The sequence below is a fragment of the Bacillus halotolerans genome (genome assembly GCF_001517105.1).
Classification (GTDB): Bacteria; Bacillota; Bacilli; order Bacillales; family Bacillaceae; genus Bacillus; species Bacillus halotolerans.
In genome coordinates, this window is the sequence record NZ_LPVF01000009.1 from 75,597 (window position 1) to 92,151 (window position 16,555).

Sequence of the window (16,555 nt, forward strand, 5' to 3'; positions counted from 1 at the left end):
ATCACATCATTTTCAATTTTAATAAGGATTTGAAAAGAGATTGATGGACAAATGTACGCAGTCCGGCTCTGGATCCAAAGAGGGATTTATAAATCGGAGTATGACGCTTTCTAAAATTGGCGAATCAGTTTATTGTATACAAAATAAAAAGGAAGAGGCAATTACCTCTTCCGAACTGTTTGTTATGCTGATTTAGAAATTTCACTTAATGCTTTACCGGCTTTCTGGTCTGTGTCTTTCTTAACGGAAAGGTCGCCTAACGCAACAATACCCGTTAAACGTTCATTTTCAAGAATCGGTAAACGGCGGATTTGATGCTCTGCCATGAGCTGACTCGCTTCATCAGCAGACATATCAGGATGACCGGAAACGATTTCTGTGCTCATGATATCACTTGCTTTCGCCTCCATTTGATCTTCAGCTAAGCTTCTGGTGACAATGTCCCGATCAGAAACGATGCCTTGAAGTCTGCCGCTTTCACAAATTGGAATCGAACCGACATTGGAGTCTTTCATCTTTTTGGCTAGTTCAGTGACTGATGCGGTTGGCTCGCAGCATTCTACATTCGCAGTCATGATATCTCTTACTTTCATTTCAATTCCTCCTTTACCGTGTTCTATTTATTCTTTATCCGCTGCACAAAAAATGAAACATTCTACAGTATCCGCCGTTTTCGAGATTTCTTTTTATCCTTCCGTTCCTGCAGCATATCTCCCGTCCAGCCTTTCTTCTTCAAATATAGGTAGATCAAGACTGTAGAAGTGATAATCAATAAGAGAGAAAAGACATAACCGTATTTCCAATTCAGCTCAGGCATCACGGAAAAGTTCATCCCCCAGAGGGCCCCCAGCGCTGTAATCGGCGTAAAAAGCGTCGTGAAAATGGTCAGCGCTTTTACAATTTCATTTCCCCTGTGCGAGGTAATGACTTCCTCTGAATGCAGCAGATTGTTAAGCTCCCCTTCAAATTCGCTGATGTATGTAAACCCCCTGTCAATTTTCAGGTGTGTCCGCTGATAATCCTTTTTTCCTTCATTTTGAGGCAAAAAGGTTTCTTTCAACGCCATTTCAATTTTTTTAGCGCTTAGGATTAAGTTTTTCCAAATCATCAGCTCATGGCGCAGGAGATGGACGCGATTTAAAATGCTTTTGCTATTGTCGTCTTTGATTTGCCATCTGAGCTTTCTCAGCTTTACTTCAAATTCATCTATACCGATTAAATACGCATTCATTAGTTCGCCGAGAAGAATCAAAAACCCCTCTATTGCATTGTTCGCTCTTTCCATTTGCTGGACAACTTGTTTTCCCTTAATCCCCTCCAAAATCGAAAAATCAAAGTTAATTGTGAAAAAATATTGCCTAGTAATATAGAAGTGAAAAACGGTATGGTCTTTTTCCTCGCCAAGCCCCTGATCATATACGATCGAGCCGAATACCGCTTCATTCTCAGCTTCTGTTGTATCCACGCGCAAAAAGTTAATATGATGATTATTTTCAAACCACTTTTCACATTGCGGCCAATGAGAAAAATGGATCAGATCTCTTGCCTTATCTCTTTCCTGAGGCCCCATTTGGTACCAAAACCAATCTTCACCTGTATGTACCTTCATGTTACGATCCTCCAGACTTTTATTCTTTTGTTCTTTAATTGCCCAAGGAGAAGCATTCCTAAACCATTTAGGCACTTCATCACATGTTTTGTGAGCTTTTGCCGGTGGTATGGAATGTAGAAAGACATCGGAAAGGGAGGTGCATGCCTTCCTTGGAGAAGGCAGTTTATTTTGGAATTTATCAATTTATTAGCAGTCGCGTTTTTAATTTTGTTAACGGGATTTTTTGTCGCCGTAGAATTTTCGATCGTAAAAGTAAGGCGATCCAGAATTGATCAGCTTGTCGCAAAAGGCAAAAAAGGCGCTAAAGCGGCAAAACATGTGGTCACACATCTTGACGAATATTTATCAGCCTGCCAGCTGGGCATCACGGTCGCAGCTTTAGGACTCGGCTGGCTGGGTGAACCGACTGTACAGACTCTGCTTCGCCCGCTCTTTCATAAGGCAGGTTTAAACGAGTCGCTTACCCATCTTCTTTCCCTTATTATCGCCTTTTTAGTGGTAACGTATTTAAATGTCGTCATCGGGGAGCTGGCACCGAAGAGCTTCGCGATTCAAAAAGCAGAAAGCATTACGCTGATGCTCGCGAAACCATTAATCTGGTTTTATAAAATCATGTTTCCGTTCATTTGGCTCCTTAACCAGTCTGCCAGAATGATCACAGGACTTTTTGGGCTGAAGCCGGCATCAGAACATGAACTGGCTTATACGGAGGAAGAGCTTAGAGTACTGCTGACCGAAAGCTATAAAAGCGGAGAAATCAGAAAAAGCGAATTAAAATATATGAATAATATCTTTACATTTGATAAACGAATGGCAAAGGAAATCATGGTCCCGCGAAACGAAATGGTCAGTTTATCTATTGAGGATGACTCGATTCCAAGCATGCGGGAAACGGTTAAGCAGACCAAATATACCCGTTACCCGGTTGTAAAAGAAGATAAAGATAACGTCATCGGCGTAATCAATATGAAAGAAGTGCTGTTTTCATTGCTGACGAAAGATTTTTCTTTTCAGAAGCACAAAATTGAACCCTTCATACAGCCCGTCATTCATGTCATTGAGACCATTCCGATTTACAAATTACTCATCAAAATGCAAAAGGAACGCACTCATATGGCGATTCTCATTGATGAGTATGGCGGAACTTCAGGATTGATCACCGTCGAGGATATTATTGAAGAAATTGTAGGAGAAATACGCGATGAATTCGATGCAGATGAAGTGCCTCATGTTCGAGAGCTGGGAAAAGATCATTATTTATTAAATGCGAAGTTATTAATCAGTGACGTGAATAACCTGCTTGGAACTGATTTATCAGATGCTGAAGTCGATACGCTCGGAGGCTGGTTTCTCACACAAAACATAGACGCCGAGCCTGAAAGTGTCATTGAATATGACGGCTACTCATTCAAGGTAAAAGACATCGACAGTCACCATATTTTGTTTATCGAAGTAAAAAAAGCTGAATAGCCTAGCACAGGCTGTTCAGCTGTTGCTTCTCTTCATTGTTGAACGTGCTTCAAAAAAATACATCCCTTAAGGGACATCTTAAGATTCTTCTATCTTAAATCCTTTGTTGGCTAAAGCTTTAGCAAGACTTTGCTCTGTTTTCACATTCGAAAAATCTAATCCGAGCTTCACAACAGTCTGGGCGATTTCAGGCCTGATTCCTGAAATAATCGTCTCAATGCCCAGCAGTTTGGTGCTGTCAATCACTTTAAAGATTTGATAGGCAACCATCGTATCGACGATAGGAACACCGGATATATCTAAAAATAAATATGAAAGCTTTAACGCCGAGCATTGGGCCAAAACGGATTCCAAAATGGTTCTCGCTCTGTACGTGTCAATTTCACCAACAAGGGGAAGAATCCCAATCTCTTTAGAAATCGGCATAATCGGTGCGCTCAATTCATTGATCATTTCTTTTTGCGCATTTAATTGGATCACCGTGACCTGATGATATTCTTCTGTAAATACCTCGATTATCTCATCAATCGTTTGATTCAAAATCTTGCTCCACTCAAATATCTCCTGGATGCCGATTTCTTGGGAAGAAGCGGCTTCGCTGTAGTCTTGAATCCATTGCCACATGATGTGCCTGAAAGCGTTAAACTGACTGACACTTTCCGTCACGGTCACTTCATGAACAGCACGGTCTCTGGCACATTGAAGTGACCATTGGTTAAGCTGATCCTTCACCTCTTCTTTTCTAATGGATTTTGCTACAATAGCTACCAATGATTCATGCTGCTCTTTTAATTTTCGTTCTAATTTTTGCTGATCTTTTGCAGAATACAGCAAACTTCCTTTTAACGTGCATGTTTCCAGCCATTGGAGTGTAATGTCTTCTTTGTGCTCTGTTAAATACTGATCTAGAGCTTTCATTTCAATCGGTTACCTCCTGTGATGTTTATCTTTCAAAAAGTGTATGATTGATATGTATAACTTGTCTCACGTTACACATACTATTTTTATATTCAATGGGCTATAGCCAAGCGGTAAGGCAATGGACTTTGACTCCGTGATCGTTGGTTCGAATCCAGCTAGCCCAGTTTCTGAACCGTGAAAAACCGAAGATAAGCTGATTCAAGCAAATCAGCGGATCTTCGGTTTTTCATCATGCAGATTGATGAATCGTTTTCTTCTTCGATAACTTTAACAGTTCTCCCGGATTGTATCCGATAACAAGCTTCCTGTTGTCCACGAGAATCGGACGGCGCAAAAGCTTCGGTTTCTCAATTAAAAGTTCCAGCACTTCGTTTACAGTCATATCTTCAATGTTTAAATTTAAATTTTTGAAGGTTTGGCTTCTTGTTGCTAAAATTTCGTCAATTCCTTCTGTCGTTAAAGATAAAATATACTTTAATTCATCCATCGTTGGAGTTTCTCTGAATAAGTGCCGTTCGTTAAATTCAATCTGGTGCGCTTTGAGCCAATGTTTTGTTTTTCGGCATGACGTGCAGCTTGGGTATGAGTAAAAAGTTAATTGTTCCATTATGTTTTTTTCCTCCTCCAGTTAACCATCTCTTTGTAGAATAACTACCCGTAACAATTTTTCTTTAAACCATTTATTGAACTTTTTTTCGGGTTATTTCTAAAAAACCGCACATATAATAGAAAACGCAATCAAAGGGTTAAATACCATTTTTCATATTAATAATGAAAATGTTTACATTTTTGTTCGTGATCTATTATAATAACAATCAGAGGGACTCTCGGGAGGGGATAAAAAATGAATCGCATGTTCCGGGTGTTAGGATTTTGGACGGGAATATTTGCAGTCATGTTTTATTTAGGTGATATGAAAGATGCTTCCCTTTTATTTTTTGGACAGACGATCTTATTTGTGTTTCTATCGTATTTGAATTTAACAGAACGGATGTACATTTATATCTTTGGCGCTTATTTAACCATCTTCTTTGCCGGCTTCACATACTATTCCATTTTTATTATGGCACCAGGCGGAGGAGGACATTAAAGGCAAAAAGAGACAAACCTCATCGGTTTGTCTCTTTTTCTATAATGAAAAACCATTTAAAAACGGATTTTGATCCTGCTCAGTCTGCACGTCAGTTTCAGGGCCATGTCCGCTTAACACCAATGTGTGCTCCGGCAGCGTAAGCAATTTTTCATGGATAGACGTCAGCAGCGTTTCTTGGTCGCCTCCATGTAAATCTGTACGGCCTATCCCGCCTTGAAACAGGACATCACCGGAAATCACCAGGTCGGCATCCTTTACGTAATATGAAACGCTTCCCGGGGAATGTCCCGGTGTAAATAGCGTCTCCAGATGGAAAGGCCCAATATTCAGCTCACCGTCCCCTTCAATCAAATGATCTGCCGGCTTAGCTGTCACTTCTATCCCTCTCAGTATCCCTGAGCCGTTTAATGAGGCATCTGTAAGCCAATTCTTTTCATTTTGATGCAGATAGACAGGAATACCCCATCTGTCTCTCACGTCATCCAGCGCCCCAATATGGTCAAAATGGGCGTGTGTCAGTAAAATGGCTAAAGGCGTTAATCCTTTTTCTTTTATGTATTGATTGATTTTATCTCCCTCGCCGCCCGGATCAAAAATCAGGCATTGATCATCACTGATTAAAAAATATGCATTCGCTTGAATCGGTCCTACAGGCATTCTTCTCCATTTCACTTTTCTCACCTCTTTCCTTTTTATGCTCCTATTATGAGGGTTTTTGAAAAAAGATTCAAACAATCGCTATGAAAACGCTATCGACAAACACACTGAAAACGGGTAGAATAAAAATGGAAAGAATTGCAGGTTTTTCAATGTAAAGGGGGCTGCGTAATGTTACTTGTCGTGATTTTCGGCCTTGTCGCTCTTTTCGCTTTATGGGGAGTCTTGCGTTCTGTGAAAAACAAAAATATACTTGGATTTTTATTAGCCGGGGCCACCTTGTGTGTGTTTGGCTGGTTTACAGTGATGACGGTGATAAACAGCGGTTATCCTACTGCACATTAAAACCTGTATCCAATGGGATACAGGTTTATTTTTTATTGCTGTAAATGTTTATTCACGCTTTCTATTTTACTTTCAAGCGTCGTTTTTTTGTCCCGTCTGTCATCGATGCGAATGTTGGTCGCCACTCTGTGAAGCCCTTTTTGGAACGGCGCTTCGTGAATCGCCTGAATCACAGTAAAAAGGTCGCTGAGCTCGCCTTCAATCAGTGTGTTCATTGGTGTCAGCTGATATTTGATTTTCCCTTCTGCCTTGTAGCCCTCTAAAATTTTCTGCACATCCGCCACGTAGGCGCTCACACTAGGTGTTTCTGTTCCGATTGGGATAATGGTTACATCTGCGATAGCCATTACTTATTCCATCTCCTTTTTATCAATGATGATTGGCTTCATTTCATGAGATATTAATGAAATTATGCGCTCAAAATGAAAACCGTACAACGCATATTTTCCGTTCGGGGATACTTGGATCGGCTCCATTTCAGGCAAGGTAAGAAGATCCTGCGCCTTTCCCGATTTCATATCGATCGCTGACAGCTTATATGCGTCCCCGCTTTCTTTAAACGTGTAAAACAGACCGCCAGTCTCATCATAATCATACTCCATCGGAGCCAGACTTGTATATTTGGTTTGGAGCGGCCATTCTGCTGTAACTGCTTCACCATTCAATTGCGGTGATGTAAATTTATACAAGCCGTTCTCTCCGGAATCTGCTTTGACGGTAAAGCTCATATTATGAAAAGAATCAAAGTAAAGGACATCCTCCTCCAGCTTTTTCTCCTTTTCAGAAGCAATATTATACGTATACAAAGGGCCTTCTTTATCGTTTCTTCCCTCTTTTAGATAGTCAAATGTGTCTTTTGAGGTCCAATGGACAAACGGTACCTGTATTCGACTTAAAGCAGACTTGTCTTTTTTGGCATCCACGTGGTATGTATTGAAGTCCCAGTTTTCAGTGAATACCGTGACCATCATTTGATACGGATCATACTGATTCCATGCTGCCTCCAGCTCATACGTTTCGTATTCTTTCTGGTACAGCGTCTCCCCTTTTTGATTCAGCAAAACTACTGCTGTCTGTTGGCTATGCGTGATCTGCAGCAGAATCATCTGTTTCTTGGGATTGATTTGAACATCAACGATTTGACCATCCGTCTGATAGAGCTTTTTCGTTTTGCCATTAAAGATTTGATAGGCAAGAAGCTCTGTTTTTGTCGGATCTGAGACTGTATAGAGAATTGTGTTGTTATTGAGCCAGCCTTCCGCTCCGTCCGCTTTTCCTGCTGGCAGCGGAACAATCTCTTTTTCCTCACTTTTTGCCGTCGCTGCCTGTTTTTGCTGCTGATGAGATGGTTCGCATGCCGATAAACAAACTAGCAATGCTGACAGCAGAATCAAACAAACTGATCTCATCAGCCTCCCCCTCCGATCATAATTATTGTCCCATATTTGATACGGCACGAAAAAGAAAAAGTTTCAGTTATTCAGGAAAAAATAACGACCTCCATAAGATCCCGCTTGTCGCCTTGTAAATATGTGAAAACTGCTCAAACGGCAAGGGATTTTGGCCTTTTCCAAGTTCCACCGTATAACCTTCCTTAAAATAGTGATGAATAAACCAGTCGCGGAATCCCGCATAGCTGTCAATATCCTTGACTCCTTTATAAATGTTTCCGCTTATCGTCTCAAAATCCTTTATTACCGCAGCCGATTCTTCGGGCTCAAGGCCTTTATATCCCCAATAGATTTCTTCTCCTTGAGTGTGAAGGGCCACCAGCCTGTCAGGCGGATCCGCTGTTATCAGCTGCTGCATCGCAATGGATTCCGGCTCCGTGAGCGGAGAAGTTCCGGGAAAGTCTCGGTAGCTGGGCGTTTTTGGTTTGCGGTATTTTTCAATTTCCCATAAAGACGGGAATTGTTTATTTAAATCAATTCCGTTAATATTTGCTTTCCATGCATTAAAATTCGGACGATGGCAGTTTAGTCTTTCAAGTTCATCTCTCCTGTCTCCCATGCCCGCTGATCCGTGTAAGACAAGATCAACGCCATCCGGATTCACAAGAGGAACAAGAGACAGAGAGGTTCGGCTGAACAGCTCCAAAGGAGTAAAACCAAAGAAATTCGTATTATGACATAAAGAAAGGCAATATTCCTTCAGCCACTTCAGCAATACAGACGTGGTAATCCACTCATTTGCATGAAATGATGCATTCATGTGAACTTTTTTGGAGGTATGCTCTCCCCCAACTGCCAACTCCCAGATCGGCCTGCCCAAAACAGAACGTCCGATCTCCCGGCATGAAACAAACGGAAACACATTGATTATTTTTTTAATTTCCTCTTCGACAGCAAGAAAGTCATAGATTTTTTCTTGCTGCAGCCAGTCATCAGCAGGCTGAAGCTGCAGCGGGTGTAAAAAGCGCTTTACTTCCTGAATGGATTGAAGCTCCTTATCAGTGCTTTCTTCAATCTTATAACCCGGACAGTACAATTGATGTTTCTGTGCTGTTTGATTGGCACTTCTAAGCAATGTCTCATCTACCTTCAGTTCTCTTGCCAATAAAGCCAAATTGTATTTGATCTCAGGTTTTATCGTAATAAACGCCATCATCATCCCCCTTTTTGTTACTATATGACGGCGTTTTTTAAAAAAGAAAGCCTCCCGCATTTTTTGATACGGGAGACTTTGTGATCATGAGGCCTGATCAAGAATTTGTTTTTCTTTTCTTTTTGACGAATTGTCCAGTCTTTCCTGATCATAAAATCGTAACAAATCTCCGTAAATGATTTCATCGGAAAGTGAAAGCTCCTGCTTCGCTTTATCAGCAAATGTTTCACATTGTTTTGCCTCTTTCAAAGGCTTTCCGCTTGCTTTGTCATAACATAGACCGTCAGTGTACACGATCTGGTCTGTGATAAAGCTTCCGTCCCGCAGCACTGTAAAGTCCAGTTTATCGTCAGAAAGCAGATCGTTGCCGAATTGAATGAAGTTCTTTGTATCAATACCTAACAGATTCATCAGCGTCGGCCGGATATCGATTTGTCCTCCTACCTTATCAATCGTTTTCGGCTTCTTGTCTGTAATTCCAGGAATATGAACGACAAACGGCACTTTTTGGAGCTGCACTTCTTCAAATGGTGTAATTTCTTTCCCTAAAAACTGCCCCATCGCTTCATTATGGTTTTCCGATATCCCGTAATGGTCACCGTATAAAACAATAATGGAGTTATCATATAACCCGTCTTCCTTCAGCTTTTCGATAAATCGTTTCAGCGCCTCATCCTGATAGCGAACAGTTGGGAAATACTTGTTTAACGTTTGGCTGCTTGAATCATATTCCTCAATCAATTTGTCCTCTTCATCAAGGTCAAACGGAAAGTGGTTCGTGAGTGTGATCAGCCTGGAGTAAAACGGCTGAGGCAGGTTTTTCATCAGCTCTGAAGACTGTTCAAAAAATTCTTTATCCTTCAGCCCCCAGCCGACTGAATTATTGTCATTTACATCATACGATTCAATATCAAAAAATGAATCATACCCAAATGAATCGTACATTAAATCGCGATTCCAAAAGCTTTTATTATTGGCATGGAGCACCGCTGAATAATATCCGTTATTTTTGAGAATCTCTGGCGCGGCCATGTATTGATTGCCCGCATTTGTAAAGAACACAGCGCCTCGTCCAAGCGGATAAAGTGAATTGTCAACGATAAATTCAGAATCAGAGGTTTTCCCCTGCCCGGTTTGGTGGTAAACATTACTAAAGTTATAGCTTTCTTTTATAAAATCATTCAAAAACGGAGTGATTTCTTTTCCGTTCACTTTTTCATTGATCACAAAGCTTTGTGTCGACTCCAGAGATACGAGTATGACGTTTCTGCCTTTTGCGGCGCCAAATAAGTTCTTATTGGCATCTTTCGCATTGGCTGTGACATAGTTTTCAATTTCCGTCAGGCTGTTGCTGTCAGCCAGCGCTCTTTGTGCGGATTGCTTTGACTGAAGTACTCCGTCATAAATATGAAAATTAAACAGGCTGATATTTTTAACGAGCATTTCTCTGTCAAATGAGCGTGTCAATAGCTGCGGCCGTTCTGCCTCGGACAGACCTAAGTTGAAGAAATAAACGGAAGCCACAAACAAAAAATATGCCGCCCGTTCATTTTTCGTGGAGGGGATGTCTGATTGAAAGGCTTTTTGACGCATATGAAGCCATATTAAAATCACGATATCTACAGCCAATAGGAGGTCTGTCGGCTCAAGAAGCGTTCCGATGCTGCTTCCCAGATCGCCCATATTGCTTGTTTGAAAAAGAACCGGAATCGTTAAGAAATCATTGTAAAAACGATAAAAAACCATATTCGCCAGCAAAACAAATGTGACAATACAACTCATGGCAATAATGTAACGATTTCTGTTTCTTCCCTTTAAAAACAGGCTGAAGCCAAAAATAAGCAGCAAAAAGCTCAATGGGTTGATAAACAGAATAAATTCCTGCGTAAGATTGTCAATTTTAATATGAAAACTGGTTTTGTAAACAACATACGTTTTTAGCCACATCATTAACATGGCAATCAGCATAAATGAAATCATCGAAAAAAAACGTTTTTCGCATTTCAACCTCCTATGCAGCACGCTCAAATAAATCAGTCTATTCACAACATTCTCATTAACACATCAAATTAAATCTTAACCTGAACATAACAAAAAATCAATTTCATTTTCACAAATTTAACAATTTTGGTGTTTCAGCCATTCATTCTTAGCAATCCAAGCCCCTCCGATAACGCCCGCATCATTTCCAAGCGCCGCAATAGATATATCAGCCGCTTCCGCAGCGCGCGGAAAGGCACATATACGGAATGTTTTCTCGACTTTGGATCTCAGCAATTCTCCGGCTCTTGAAACGCCGCCGCCGAGAACAATTTTTGACGGATTAAGCGAGCTGGCCAGATTGCCAAGCACCAGGCCGAGATGCTTAGCTACATAATCGACAACTTCAAGAGCTAATTCATCATTTTCATTTGCTGCTTCAAATACATCTCGTGCGGTTAAATGATCAGATGCTTTTAATTGAGTCGGCTTTTTAGCTTTTGCAATTTTCTCTTTTGCAATTCTAACAATGCCAGTTGCTGACGCGATGGTTTCAATACAGCCTGTTTTACCGCAGTTGCACGGCGCCCCGCCTTCTGGGATGCTGCAAATATGGCCGATTTCTCCGCCAGCGCCATTTATCCCGTGCACAATCTCCCCATTCACAATAATACCGCCGCCAACTCCTGTGCCTAGCGTAACGAGAATGACGTCTTTTGCGCCATCACCCGCACCCTTCCACATTTCTCCGAGCGCGGCAATATTCGCATCATTTTCTATAACCGCAGGGATGCCTGTTTCCGTTTCCAGATGATTTTTTAAAGCATAGTTTTTCCAGCCCAGATTTACCGTTTCATAAACGACCCCAGTTGCCATATCTACTGGCCCCGGTGCGCCCATTCCTATATATTTGACGATGTGCTTCGGTTTATGAAGCTCATCCAGCTTGCTGTCAATCGCTTTTGCTATTGTCACGGTAATGGTGTCACCGGACTTATCGGTCGGCACTTCCCATTTATGCTGAATCTCTCCATATTGATTAATAAATGCGAGTTTTATCGTCGTTCCTCCAAGATCGATTCCCGCAAACCATATCTCGTCCATTTTTATCACCTTAACCTTTACGTAAATCTCTTTCGTTTTTTTGTTTGTTCCAGCTCTTTATGAAGGACAGCTGCCGCTTTAGCCCACTGCTCCTTCTCAATCATATGATTTATATAAAGTTCCTTTAATTCATCAAGCATAAACTCAATTTCAAGCTCTCTGTCACCAAAGTAAACAATGTGTCCAAAAGTTTTTAACAGCTGCTGTACATCATAAAATGTGTTCATATTCCTCACCATTCTTGATCTTAACTATAAATAGCGTAGTCATAAAGAAGCGGCCAGTCAAGAAGAAAACGCTGACAAAAATACCCGGGTTTCATTCCTTGGCAACTTCAACGTTTTCTCATCCAGCCATTTATTCTTTATTATTTTCAATTTGCTGCTGCAGTTCTATGTAACGCTTCTCCTTCGGCTTCAGCTTTACAGCGGTCCTGATTGCCTTGTCAGCTTGACCAAGTTCATTTTTTTCCGCATACAGCAATGCCAAATTGTAATAGGACGCATGGTCTTTAGGCTCTTTTTGCACTGCTCTTTCCAAAAGAGAAATCGCCTGATCATATTCGCCGATTTGAATATCAGAAACTGCCAGGATTTTCAGAAGATCAGCTGAAGCGTCTTTCTGCTCTGCTTCACCGTTCAGCAATTCGGTTACTTCTTTATATTTCCCTTCCTGGTAAAGCTCATTTGCCTGACGGATCAGCGCTGTCTCCTGATGGGACGGTGAATGCAATCCGTAATAGAGAAACCCGCCGGCCAGGGCAGCCAGCAGCATCGCTGACACCAGTTTTTTGCCCCAGTCTTTTGCTTTTGGCAAACCAAGTGCTGCCGCAGCAAGAAAACCGCCGGCCAAGCCGCCAATATGTCCCGAATTATCAATATTTGAGACCGCGAAGCCAAAACCCAGATTTATCAGGATAATAACAATAATATTTGTGCCTATCGTTTTTAGAAACATTTTTCTGTTTGACACAGCTACATACAGCAATGCGCCTAAGCATCCGAATATGGCGCCTGAAGCACCGGCTGAAGGATACGGACTGAACACGAAGCTGGCGATCGATCCCGTGATACCCGCCGCCAAATAAATCAGCAAAAATCTGCCTGATCCATACATGCGCTCAACAGCGGTTCCAACTGACCATAAAGCCAGCGTGTTAAAGGCTAAATGCGCAAGGCCGATGTGAAGCACAATCGGCGTCAGCAGGCGCCACCATTCTCCGGCTGCAATCAGGCCGTTTTCCTTAGCACCGAAAGCAACAAGCGTCTCCGTATTGGTGCTGCCTCCGTTTATTTCGAGCAGAAAAAACATCACGAGCTGCAGCGCGATGAACAAATATGTAAAGATCGGTTTTCCGTTCTGGAAAAACGCCGCTTCTTTTTTTCGCTGTTCTTCTTGTTTCTGCACTAGTGAAAAAAAGTGTTCTTTCGCCATTTGGACATGTTCCAATGAGTCTCGGTCTTCCGTCCATTCAACAGCATCAAGTGAGGGAAAAACTGCCTGCAGATCTTCATGAAGCGAAGTGCCAGTCACAAGTGCCGTTTCAACGGATACCTGTCCTTTTTCAAAAGGCTTTTCAGTGATTTCCTCCCAGTCATCGACAGGGGCTTCCGCTGAAATCAGCACATTCAGCAGCTTCAAATGCCGCTTTCCGATAGACTTCCTGACATGCTCTACTCGCTCCGCCTGCACTTCTATGTCCCTTGCAATTTCTTGGCGAAAATCAATATTCTGTTTAAAGAGGCGAAGCAGATCATGAGAGGATTTGTCCGGTGCTTCCAGCCATATTTCATCAGATTCACCGGATTGTATGACGCCATACCCTCTTCTTACTAAATGCGCCGCGACCTTCCAATATGTATAATCCAACAAATACATGTTTACCGCTCCAATGGTTTTTTTTCATTATAACAGCTGGTGCTCTTGACGCCTACTAAAAGCAAAAAATCCCGTGAAAACGGGATTTTTAAAAAGCTTGCTGTATAAACTTATTGCGGATAAACGGAATTCTTAAAAAAAGATGAATAAAGGACCGTCTGATTCCCGGCTGGCTGAGCACGGTATTCATGAGACGGTAACGGTTTTGGTAAAACATCACGGCAGAAACAGCACAAATGGCATAGATCATAAATTTTTTCATTATATCCCTCCTGCCATTAGGGTTTGTTATTCTTTCTTATTTATTCTTGACGGAGGGACGAGTAAGCTATGAAAAGCAAGAAATGATTCGATCCTCAGTAACCAGCATTTGAACCGGGATATCATGTGACAGATGCGGCACATGATCATACAGCTGGCATTCTAAAAGCAAAGAAACTGTGTTCCCTTTATAATCACTTAAATAACGATCATAATAACCGCCGCCAAAGCCAATCCTATAGCCGTCAGCATCGAAACATACACCAGGCACGATCATCAAATCAATCTGTGATTGGATCACTTCATTCGTTTTCTCAATCATCGGCTCCTGAAGTCCGGCGTAAACCGTTTCAAGCTGATCATCCGCTTGGAATGTGCGGAACTGCATTCTTTTCGTGTCAGGATCACACTTTGGAATACAAACTTCTTTCTCTTCGCCCCAGGCTTTTTCGATGATCGGCCGTGTCGGTACCTCCAGCCCCCTTGAAATGGTGACGGCTATGATGCTGGCATTTTGCCACTCTTGGAGAGAAAATAAATGCTCGTTGATACGCGCCGTTTTCTTAGACAGTTCTTCATTCGATATCGCTGATAACGTTTCTATTGTTTTTTTCTTAATTGTGATTTCATTTCCATCCCCCTCGGAATAGAAAAAAGCCAGAACCTTTTTCAAAGCTCTGGCTTTTTTCTTACACCTCAAACAGCTATGCTGTTATTTTGTTTCACGGTGTAACGTAGATTTTTTATCACGTGGGCAATATTTTTTAAATTCAACGCGGTCTGGATTGTTGCGTTTGTTCTTTTTAGAAATATAGTTACGCTCACCACATTCTGTGCAAGCCAAAGTAATATTAACGCGCATTGTTTTCCCTCCAAACTAAATATCATTTACTTATTCAGACTTATATATAATACCACTATAATGCACGGAATGCTAGGATGTTTTTCAATGAAATGATGAATTATTGAATAGACGCTGATAAAGCTGCAAATATGATGCTGTGATGATCCGTGGATGATGCAGTTTCATCACCTGTTCTCTGCCCGCTTCTTTTATCCGGCGGGCCTTTTCTTCATCTATTAATATGTTGTGAAGCCTATCGGCTGCCTCCCGTTCTTGCGAAAAATCAGCAGCAATTGCAGTTTTGTCATGAACGGCAAAGTCACAAAAACCGCCCGACTGTGAAACAGCTGTCAGCACGCCTTGTTCCATGCTTTCTTGTGCAGCGAGCCCAAAGGGTTCATAAAAGCTTGGGAAAACAGCCATTTCACATTGAGACAGTAACGTCACAATCTCTCTTCTATTTAAAAAAGGATAAAACATTACACTTTCCTTTATGCTCAATTGCTCAGCCAGTTTCTTATAGGCAGCCAGAAACGGCCCTTGTCCAGCTAGCACCAACTGAAGGTCAGGCCGGCATTTGTTCAGAATAGAATATACCTTCAACAGCTGTGAAAACCCTTTTTCCGGAACAAACCTTCCAAACGAAAACAAGTAGCTTTTATGAATGATCCTTTTAGCTAGGCCGCTTTTAGCCTGCAGAGACAGAGGGCTTGGGATGACGGTTATTTTTTCACGAAACGGATACGCCTTATTCATCGATCTCTTCATAAAAGTGCTTAACACAATCAGTTCGTCGGAAATGTCGAGGAGGAGCCTCTCCGTCAGCAGCCTGTACGGATGAGGCGTTTCTTTGCATGCACGCTTCCTTCTGCTTTCAAGCCCGTGGATCGTTGCAGCAAGCGGAATGCCAAGCTGCTTTTTCAAATAATGAGCGGCAGGGGCCGTCATGTCATCATGGGCATGAATCAGATCAAACCGTTCATTGCATGACAACACTTGTTGAACCATTCTGACATTGACATCAGCTATAAAGTCTTCAACATTCGCATAGGAACATAGCTTACTGCTTGGAACGCATACCGTTATTTTGATATGCGGATTTAAATAGGAAATAAGACGGCTCAAATGAACCCCAAGCCCGCTTTTCGGTTTATGAGGATGCTCGAATGAAAGCATAAGGATGTTCATTTCCCTTTTCCCTCAGTGCGATAGCAGGTGTAAGCAGAAAATTGTTCCTCCCACCTGGTATGTGTTTCTGCATTGTGGAAACTGTTTATGTCGCTGACACCGTTTTCTGCAAGAAAGATGTCCACTGTTTCAGCTAGTTTGAGAGAAACATTTATCGAATTCACTATTCTGCATTCAGCGCGATATAAAGCATGACCAGGCACCTGAACAATGATCCATTTCCCTTTATCCCGTTTTATGCGGTTCGTCCTGACAGCTTCTATACCGTTTCTTTTCACAAAAATACGAATTTCTTTTATCATGTCTGGCGTTTTTTCGAAAAGCACGGTTTCCGCCAGTTTCATCGTCTCCACTGAAAGATTCCATCGGACTGTCAATGTGTGAGAGTTTTGGATGTTCATGTCGAATATGTCCCTAAAAAAAGGAATCCCGCTTCGAATGTTATGAGGAAATGAGTGTTTGTCCATAGGCTTTTCACATTCTCCTTTCCTTCCATTGGCTCGGTGATCCTATTAAACCATTACCCATAAAGGAAGAAAAGAAAGATTTCTCGACAAAAACTCGTTTTTTTCGCGAATTCCTTTAGAATCCACTTGTT

Annotated in this window: 17 protein-coding genes, 1 tRNA gene and 3 pseudogenes; 4 read left to right on the forward strand and 17 right to left on the reverse strand. The window is 41.7% G+C overall.

The window, feature by feature from the left end; translation table 11 throughout:
- Positions 1-182: 182 nt before the first annotated feature.
- Both AU387_RS08050 and corA read right to left on the reverse strand, forming a co-directional pair.
- Positions 183-593 carry a CBS domain-containing protein gene (locus tag AU387_RS08050; protein ID WP_024122048.1) on the reverse strand — a complete coding sequence of 137 codons (411 nt, stop codon included), beginning with the start codon at positions 591-593 and terminating at the stop codon, positions 183-185.
- A gap of 62 nt (positions 594-655) precedes the next feature.
- Positions 656-1,609, reverse strand: coding sequence for a magnesium transporter CorA (gene corA, locus AU387_RS08055; protein WP_059335416.1), 954 nt, complete (start codon positions 1,607-1,609; stop codon positions 656-658).
- 143 nt (positions 1,610-1,752) lie between these two features.
- On the opposite strand from corA, the pseudogene AU387_RS08060 reads away from it, so the two are divergent.
- Positions 1,753-3,082, forward strand: a pseudogene (locus tag AU387_RS08060) (hemolysin family protein).
- 78 nt (positions 3,083-3,160) lie between these two features.
- Here AU387_RS08060 and AU387_RS08065 read toward each other — a convergent pair.
- The gene (locus AU387_RS08065; protein ID WP_059335417.1) at positions 3,161-4,000 is read right to left on the reverse strand and encodes an STAS domain-containing protein; all 840 of its coding nucleotides are present in this window, start codon (positions 3,998-4,000) and stop codon (positions 3,161-3,163) included.
- A gap of 96 nt (positions 4,001-4,096) precedes the next feature.
- Between AU387_RS08065 and AU387_RS08070 the strand changes: the two genes are divergently transcribed.
- Positions 4,097-4,167: transfer RNA gene (locus AU387_RS08070), tRNA-Gln, on the forward strand.
- Between the two features lie 65 nt (positions 4,168-4,232).
- Here AU387_RS08070 and mgsR read toward each other — a convergent pair.
- Complete coding sequence (mgsR, locus tag AU387_RS08075; protein WP_052330300.1) at positions 4,233-4,613, reverse strand: transcriptional regulator MgsR; 381 nt, start codon at positions 4,611-4,613, stop codon at positions 4,233-4,235.
- A gap of 234 nt (positions 4,614-4,847) precedes the next feature.
- On the opposite strand from mgsR, the gene AU387_RS08080 reads away from it, so the two are divergent.
- Complete coding sequence (locus AU387_RS08080; protein ID WP_033884711.1) at positions 4,848-5,093, forward strand: DUF2626 domain-containing protein; 246 nt, start codon at positions 4,848-4,850, stop codon at positions 5,091-5,093.
- Between the two features lie 39 nt (positions 5,094-5,132).
- Here AU387_RS08080 and AU387_RS08085 read toward each other — a convergent pair whose 3' ends face one another.
- On the reverse strand, positions 5,133-5,768 hold the full coding sequence (locus tag AU387_RS08085) for an MBL fold metallo-hydrolase (RefSeq protein ID WP_059335418.1): 636 nt from the start codon (positions 5,766-5,768) through the stop codon (positions 5,133-5,135).
- 156 nt (positions 5,769-5,924) lie between these two features.
- Here AU387_RS08085 and AU387_RS20460 point away from each other — a divergent pair, with 156 nt between their 5' ends.
- Positions 5,925-6,098, forward strand: coding sequence for a DUF2759 domain-containing protein (locus AU387_RS20460; protein ID WP_010334935.1), 174 nt, complete (start codon positions 5,925-5,927; stop codon positions 6,096-6,098).
- Positions 6,099-6,130: 32 nt separating this feature from the next.
- Here AU387_RS20460 and AU387_RS08090 read toward each other — a convergent pair whose 3' ends face one another.
- The 12 genes and pseudogenes from AU387_RS08090 to AU387_RS08135 all read right to left on the reverse strand — a co-directional run bounded on the left by AU387_RS08090 (position 6,131) and on the right by AU387_RS08135 (position 16,424).
- Positions 6,131-6,445 (reverse strand): MTH1187 family thiamine-binding protein, encoded by a 315-nt coding sequence (locus tag AU387_RS08090; protein WP_010334936.1) that lies wholly within the window; start codon positions 6,443-6,445, stop codon positions 6,131-6,133.
- Between the two features lie 3 nt (positions 6,446-6,448).
- A complete protein-coding gene (locus AU387_RS08095) occupies positions 6,449-7,507 on the reverse strand; it encodes a YqgU-like beta propeller domain-containing protein (protein ID WP_059335419.1) in 1,059 nt (352 codons plus the stop codon).
- Between the two features lie 67 nt (positions 7,508-7,574).
- Positions 7,575-8,705: a M14 family metallopeptidase gene (locus AU387_RS08100; protein ID WP_082687880.1), complete on the reverse strand. Its 1,131-nt coding sequence runs from the start codon at positions 8,703-8,705 to the stop codon at positions 7,575-7,577.
- 81 nt (positions 8,706-8,786) lie between these two features.
- Entirely contained in the window at positions 8,787-10,682 is a 1,896-nt protein-coding gene (locus AU387_RS08105) for an LTA synthase family protein (protein ID WP_059335656.1), read from the reverse strand.
- 138 nt (positions 10,683-10,820) lie between these two features.
- Complete coding sequence (gene glcK / locus AU387_RS08110) at positions 10,821-11,786, reverse strand: glucose kinase GlcK (protein WP_044154564.1); 966 nt, start codon at positions 11,784-11,786, stop codon at positions 10,821-10,823.
- Between the two features lie 10 nt (positions 11,787-11,796).
- Positions 11,797-12,013: pseudogene (locus tag AU387_RS08115) on the reverse strand (YqgQ family protein).
- A 130-nt stretch (positions 12,014-12,143) separates the two neighbouring features.
- The gene (gene yqgP / locus AU387_RS08120; RefSeq protein WP_059335421.1) at positions 12,144-13,664 is read right to left on the reverse strand and encodes a rhomboid protease YqgP; all 1,521 of its coding nucleotides are present in this window, start codon (positions 13,662-13,664) and stop codon (positions 12,144-12,146) included.
- 88 nt (positions 13,665-13,752) lie between these two features.
- A complete protein-coding gene (locus tag AU387_RS20465; protein WP_024122059.1) occupies positions 13,753-13,926 on the reverse strand; it encodes a hypothetical protein in 174 nt (57 codons plus the stop codon).
- A gap of 66 nt (positions 13,927-13,992) precedes the next feature.
- Positions 13,993-14,555, reverse strand: a pseudogene (locus AU387_RS08125) (5-formyltetrahydrofolate cyclo-ligase).
- An 82-nt stretch (positions 14,556-14,637) separates the two neighbouring features.
- Positions 14,638-14,787 carry a 50S ribosomal protein L33 gene (gene rpmG / locus AU387_RS20470; RefSeq protein WP_003153056.1) on the reverse strand — a complete coding sequence of 50 codons (150 nt, stop codon included), beginning with the start codon at positions 14,785-14,787 and terminating at the stop codon, positions 14,638-14,640.
- An 84-nt stretch (positions 14,788-14,871) separates the two neighbouring features.
- Entirely contained in the window at positions 14,872-15,957 is a 1,086-nt protein-coding gene (locus AU387_RS08130; protein ID WP_059335422.1) for a glycosyltransferase family 4 protein, read from the reverse strand.
- On the reverse strand, positions 15,954-16,424 hold the full coding sequence (locus AU387_RS08135; protein ID WP_059335423.1) for a hypothetical protein: 471 nt from the start codon (positions 16,422-16,424) through the stop codon (positions 15,954-15,956). The genes AU387_RS08130 and AU387_RS08135 overlap by 4 nt, the downstream gene beginning before the upstream one ends.
- Positions 16,425-16,555 lie beyond the last annotated feature (131 nt).

Bases quoted from the DNA above. Each gene is read 5' to 3' on its own strand.
- AU387_RS08050 (WP_024122048.1), bottom strand. From the start codon at position 593: ATGAAAGTAAGAGATATCATGACTGCGAATGTAGAATGCTGCGAGCCA.
- corA (WP_059335416.1), bottom strand. From the start codon at position 1,609: ATGAAGGTACATACAGGTGAAGATTGGTTTTGGTACCAAATGGGGCCT.
- AU387_RS08065 (WP_059335417.1), bottom strand. From the start codon at position 4,000: ATGAAAGCTCTAGATCAGTATTTAACAGAGCACAAAGAAGACATTACA.
- AU387_RS08080 (WP_033884711.1), top strand. From the start codon at position 4,848: ATGAATCGCATGTTCCGGGTGTTAGGATTTTGGACGGGAATATTTGCA.
- AU387_RS20460 (WP_010334935.1), top strand. From the start codon at position 5,925: ATGTTACTTGTCGTGATTTTCGGCCTTGTCGCTCTTTTCGCTTTATGG.
- AU387_RS08090 (WP_010334936.1), bottom strand. From the start codon at position 6,445: ATGGCTATCGCAGATGTAACCATTATCCCAATCGGAACAGAAACACCT.
- AU387_RS08095 (WP_059335419.1), bottom strand. From the start codon at position 7,507: ATGAGATCAGTTTGTTTGATTCTGCTGTCAGCATTGCTAGTTTGTTTA.
- AU387_RS08100 (WP_082687880.1), bottom strand. From the start codon at position 8,705: ATGATGGCGTTTATTACGATAAAACCTGAGATCAAATACAATTTGGCT.
- AU387_RS08105 (WP_059335656.1), bottom strand. From the start codon at position 10,682: ATGATTTCATTTATGCTGATTGCCATGTTAATGATGTGGCTAAAAACG.
- glcK (WP_044154564.1), bottom strand. From the start codon at position 11,786: ATGGACGAGATATGGTTTGCGGGAATCGATCTTGGAGGAACGACGATA.
- yqgP (WP_059335421.1), bottom strand. From the start codon at position 13,664: ATGTATTTGTTGGATTATACATATTGGAAGGTCGCGGCGCATTTAGTA.
- AU387_RS20465 (WP_024122059.1), bottom strand. From the start codon at position 13,926: ATGAAAAAATTTATGATCTATGCCATTTGTGCTGTTTCTGCCGTGATG.
- rpmG (WP_003153056.1), bottom strand. From the start codon at position 14,787: ATGCGCGTTAATATTACTTTGGCTTGCACAGAATGTGGTGAGCGTAAC.
- AU387_RS08130 (WP_059335422.1), bottom strand. From the start codon at position 15,957: ATGAACATCCTTATGCTTTCATTCGAGCATCCTCATAAACCGAAAAGC.
- AU387_RS08135 (WP_059335423.1), bottom strand. From the start codon at position 16,424: ATGGACAAACACTCATTTCCTCATAACATTCGAAGCGGGATTCCTTTT.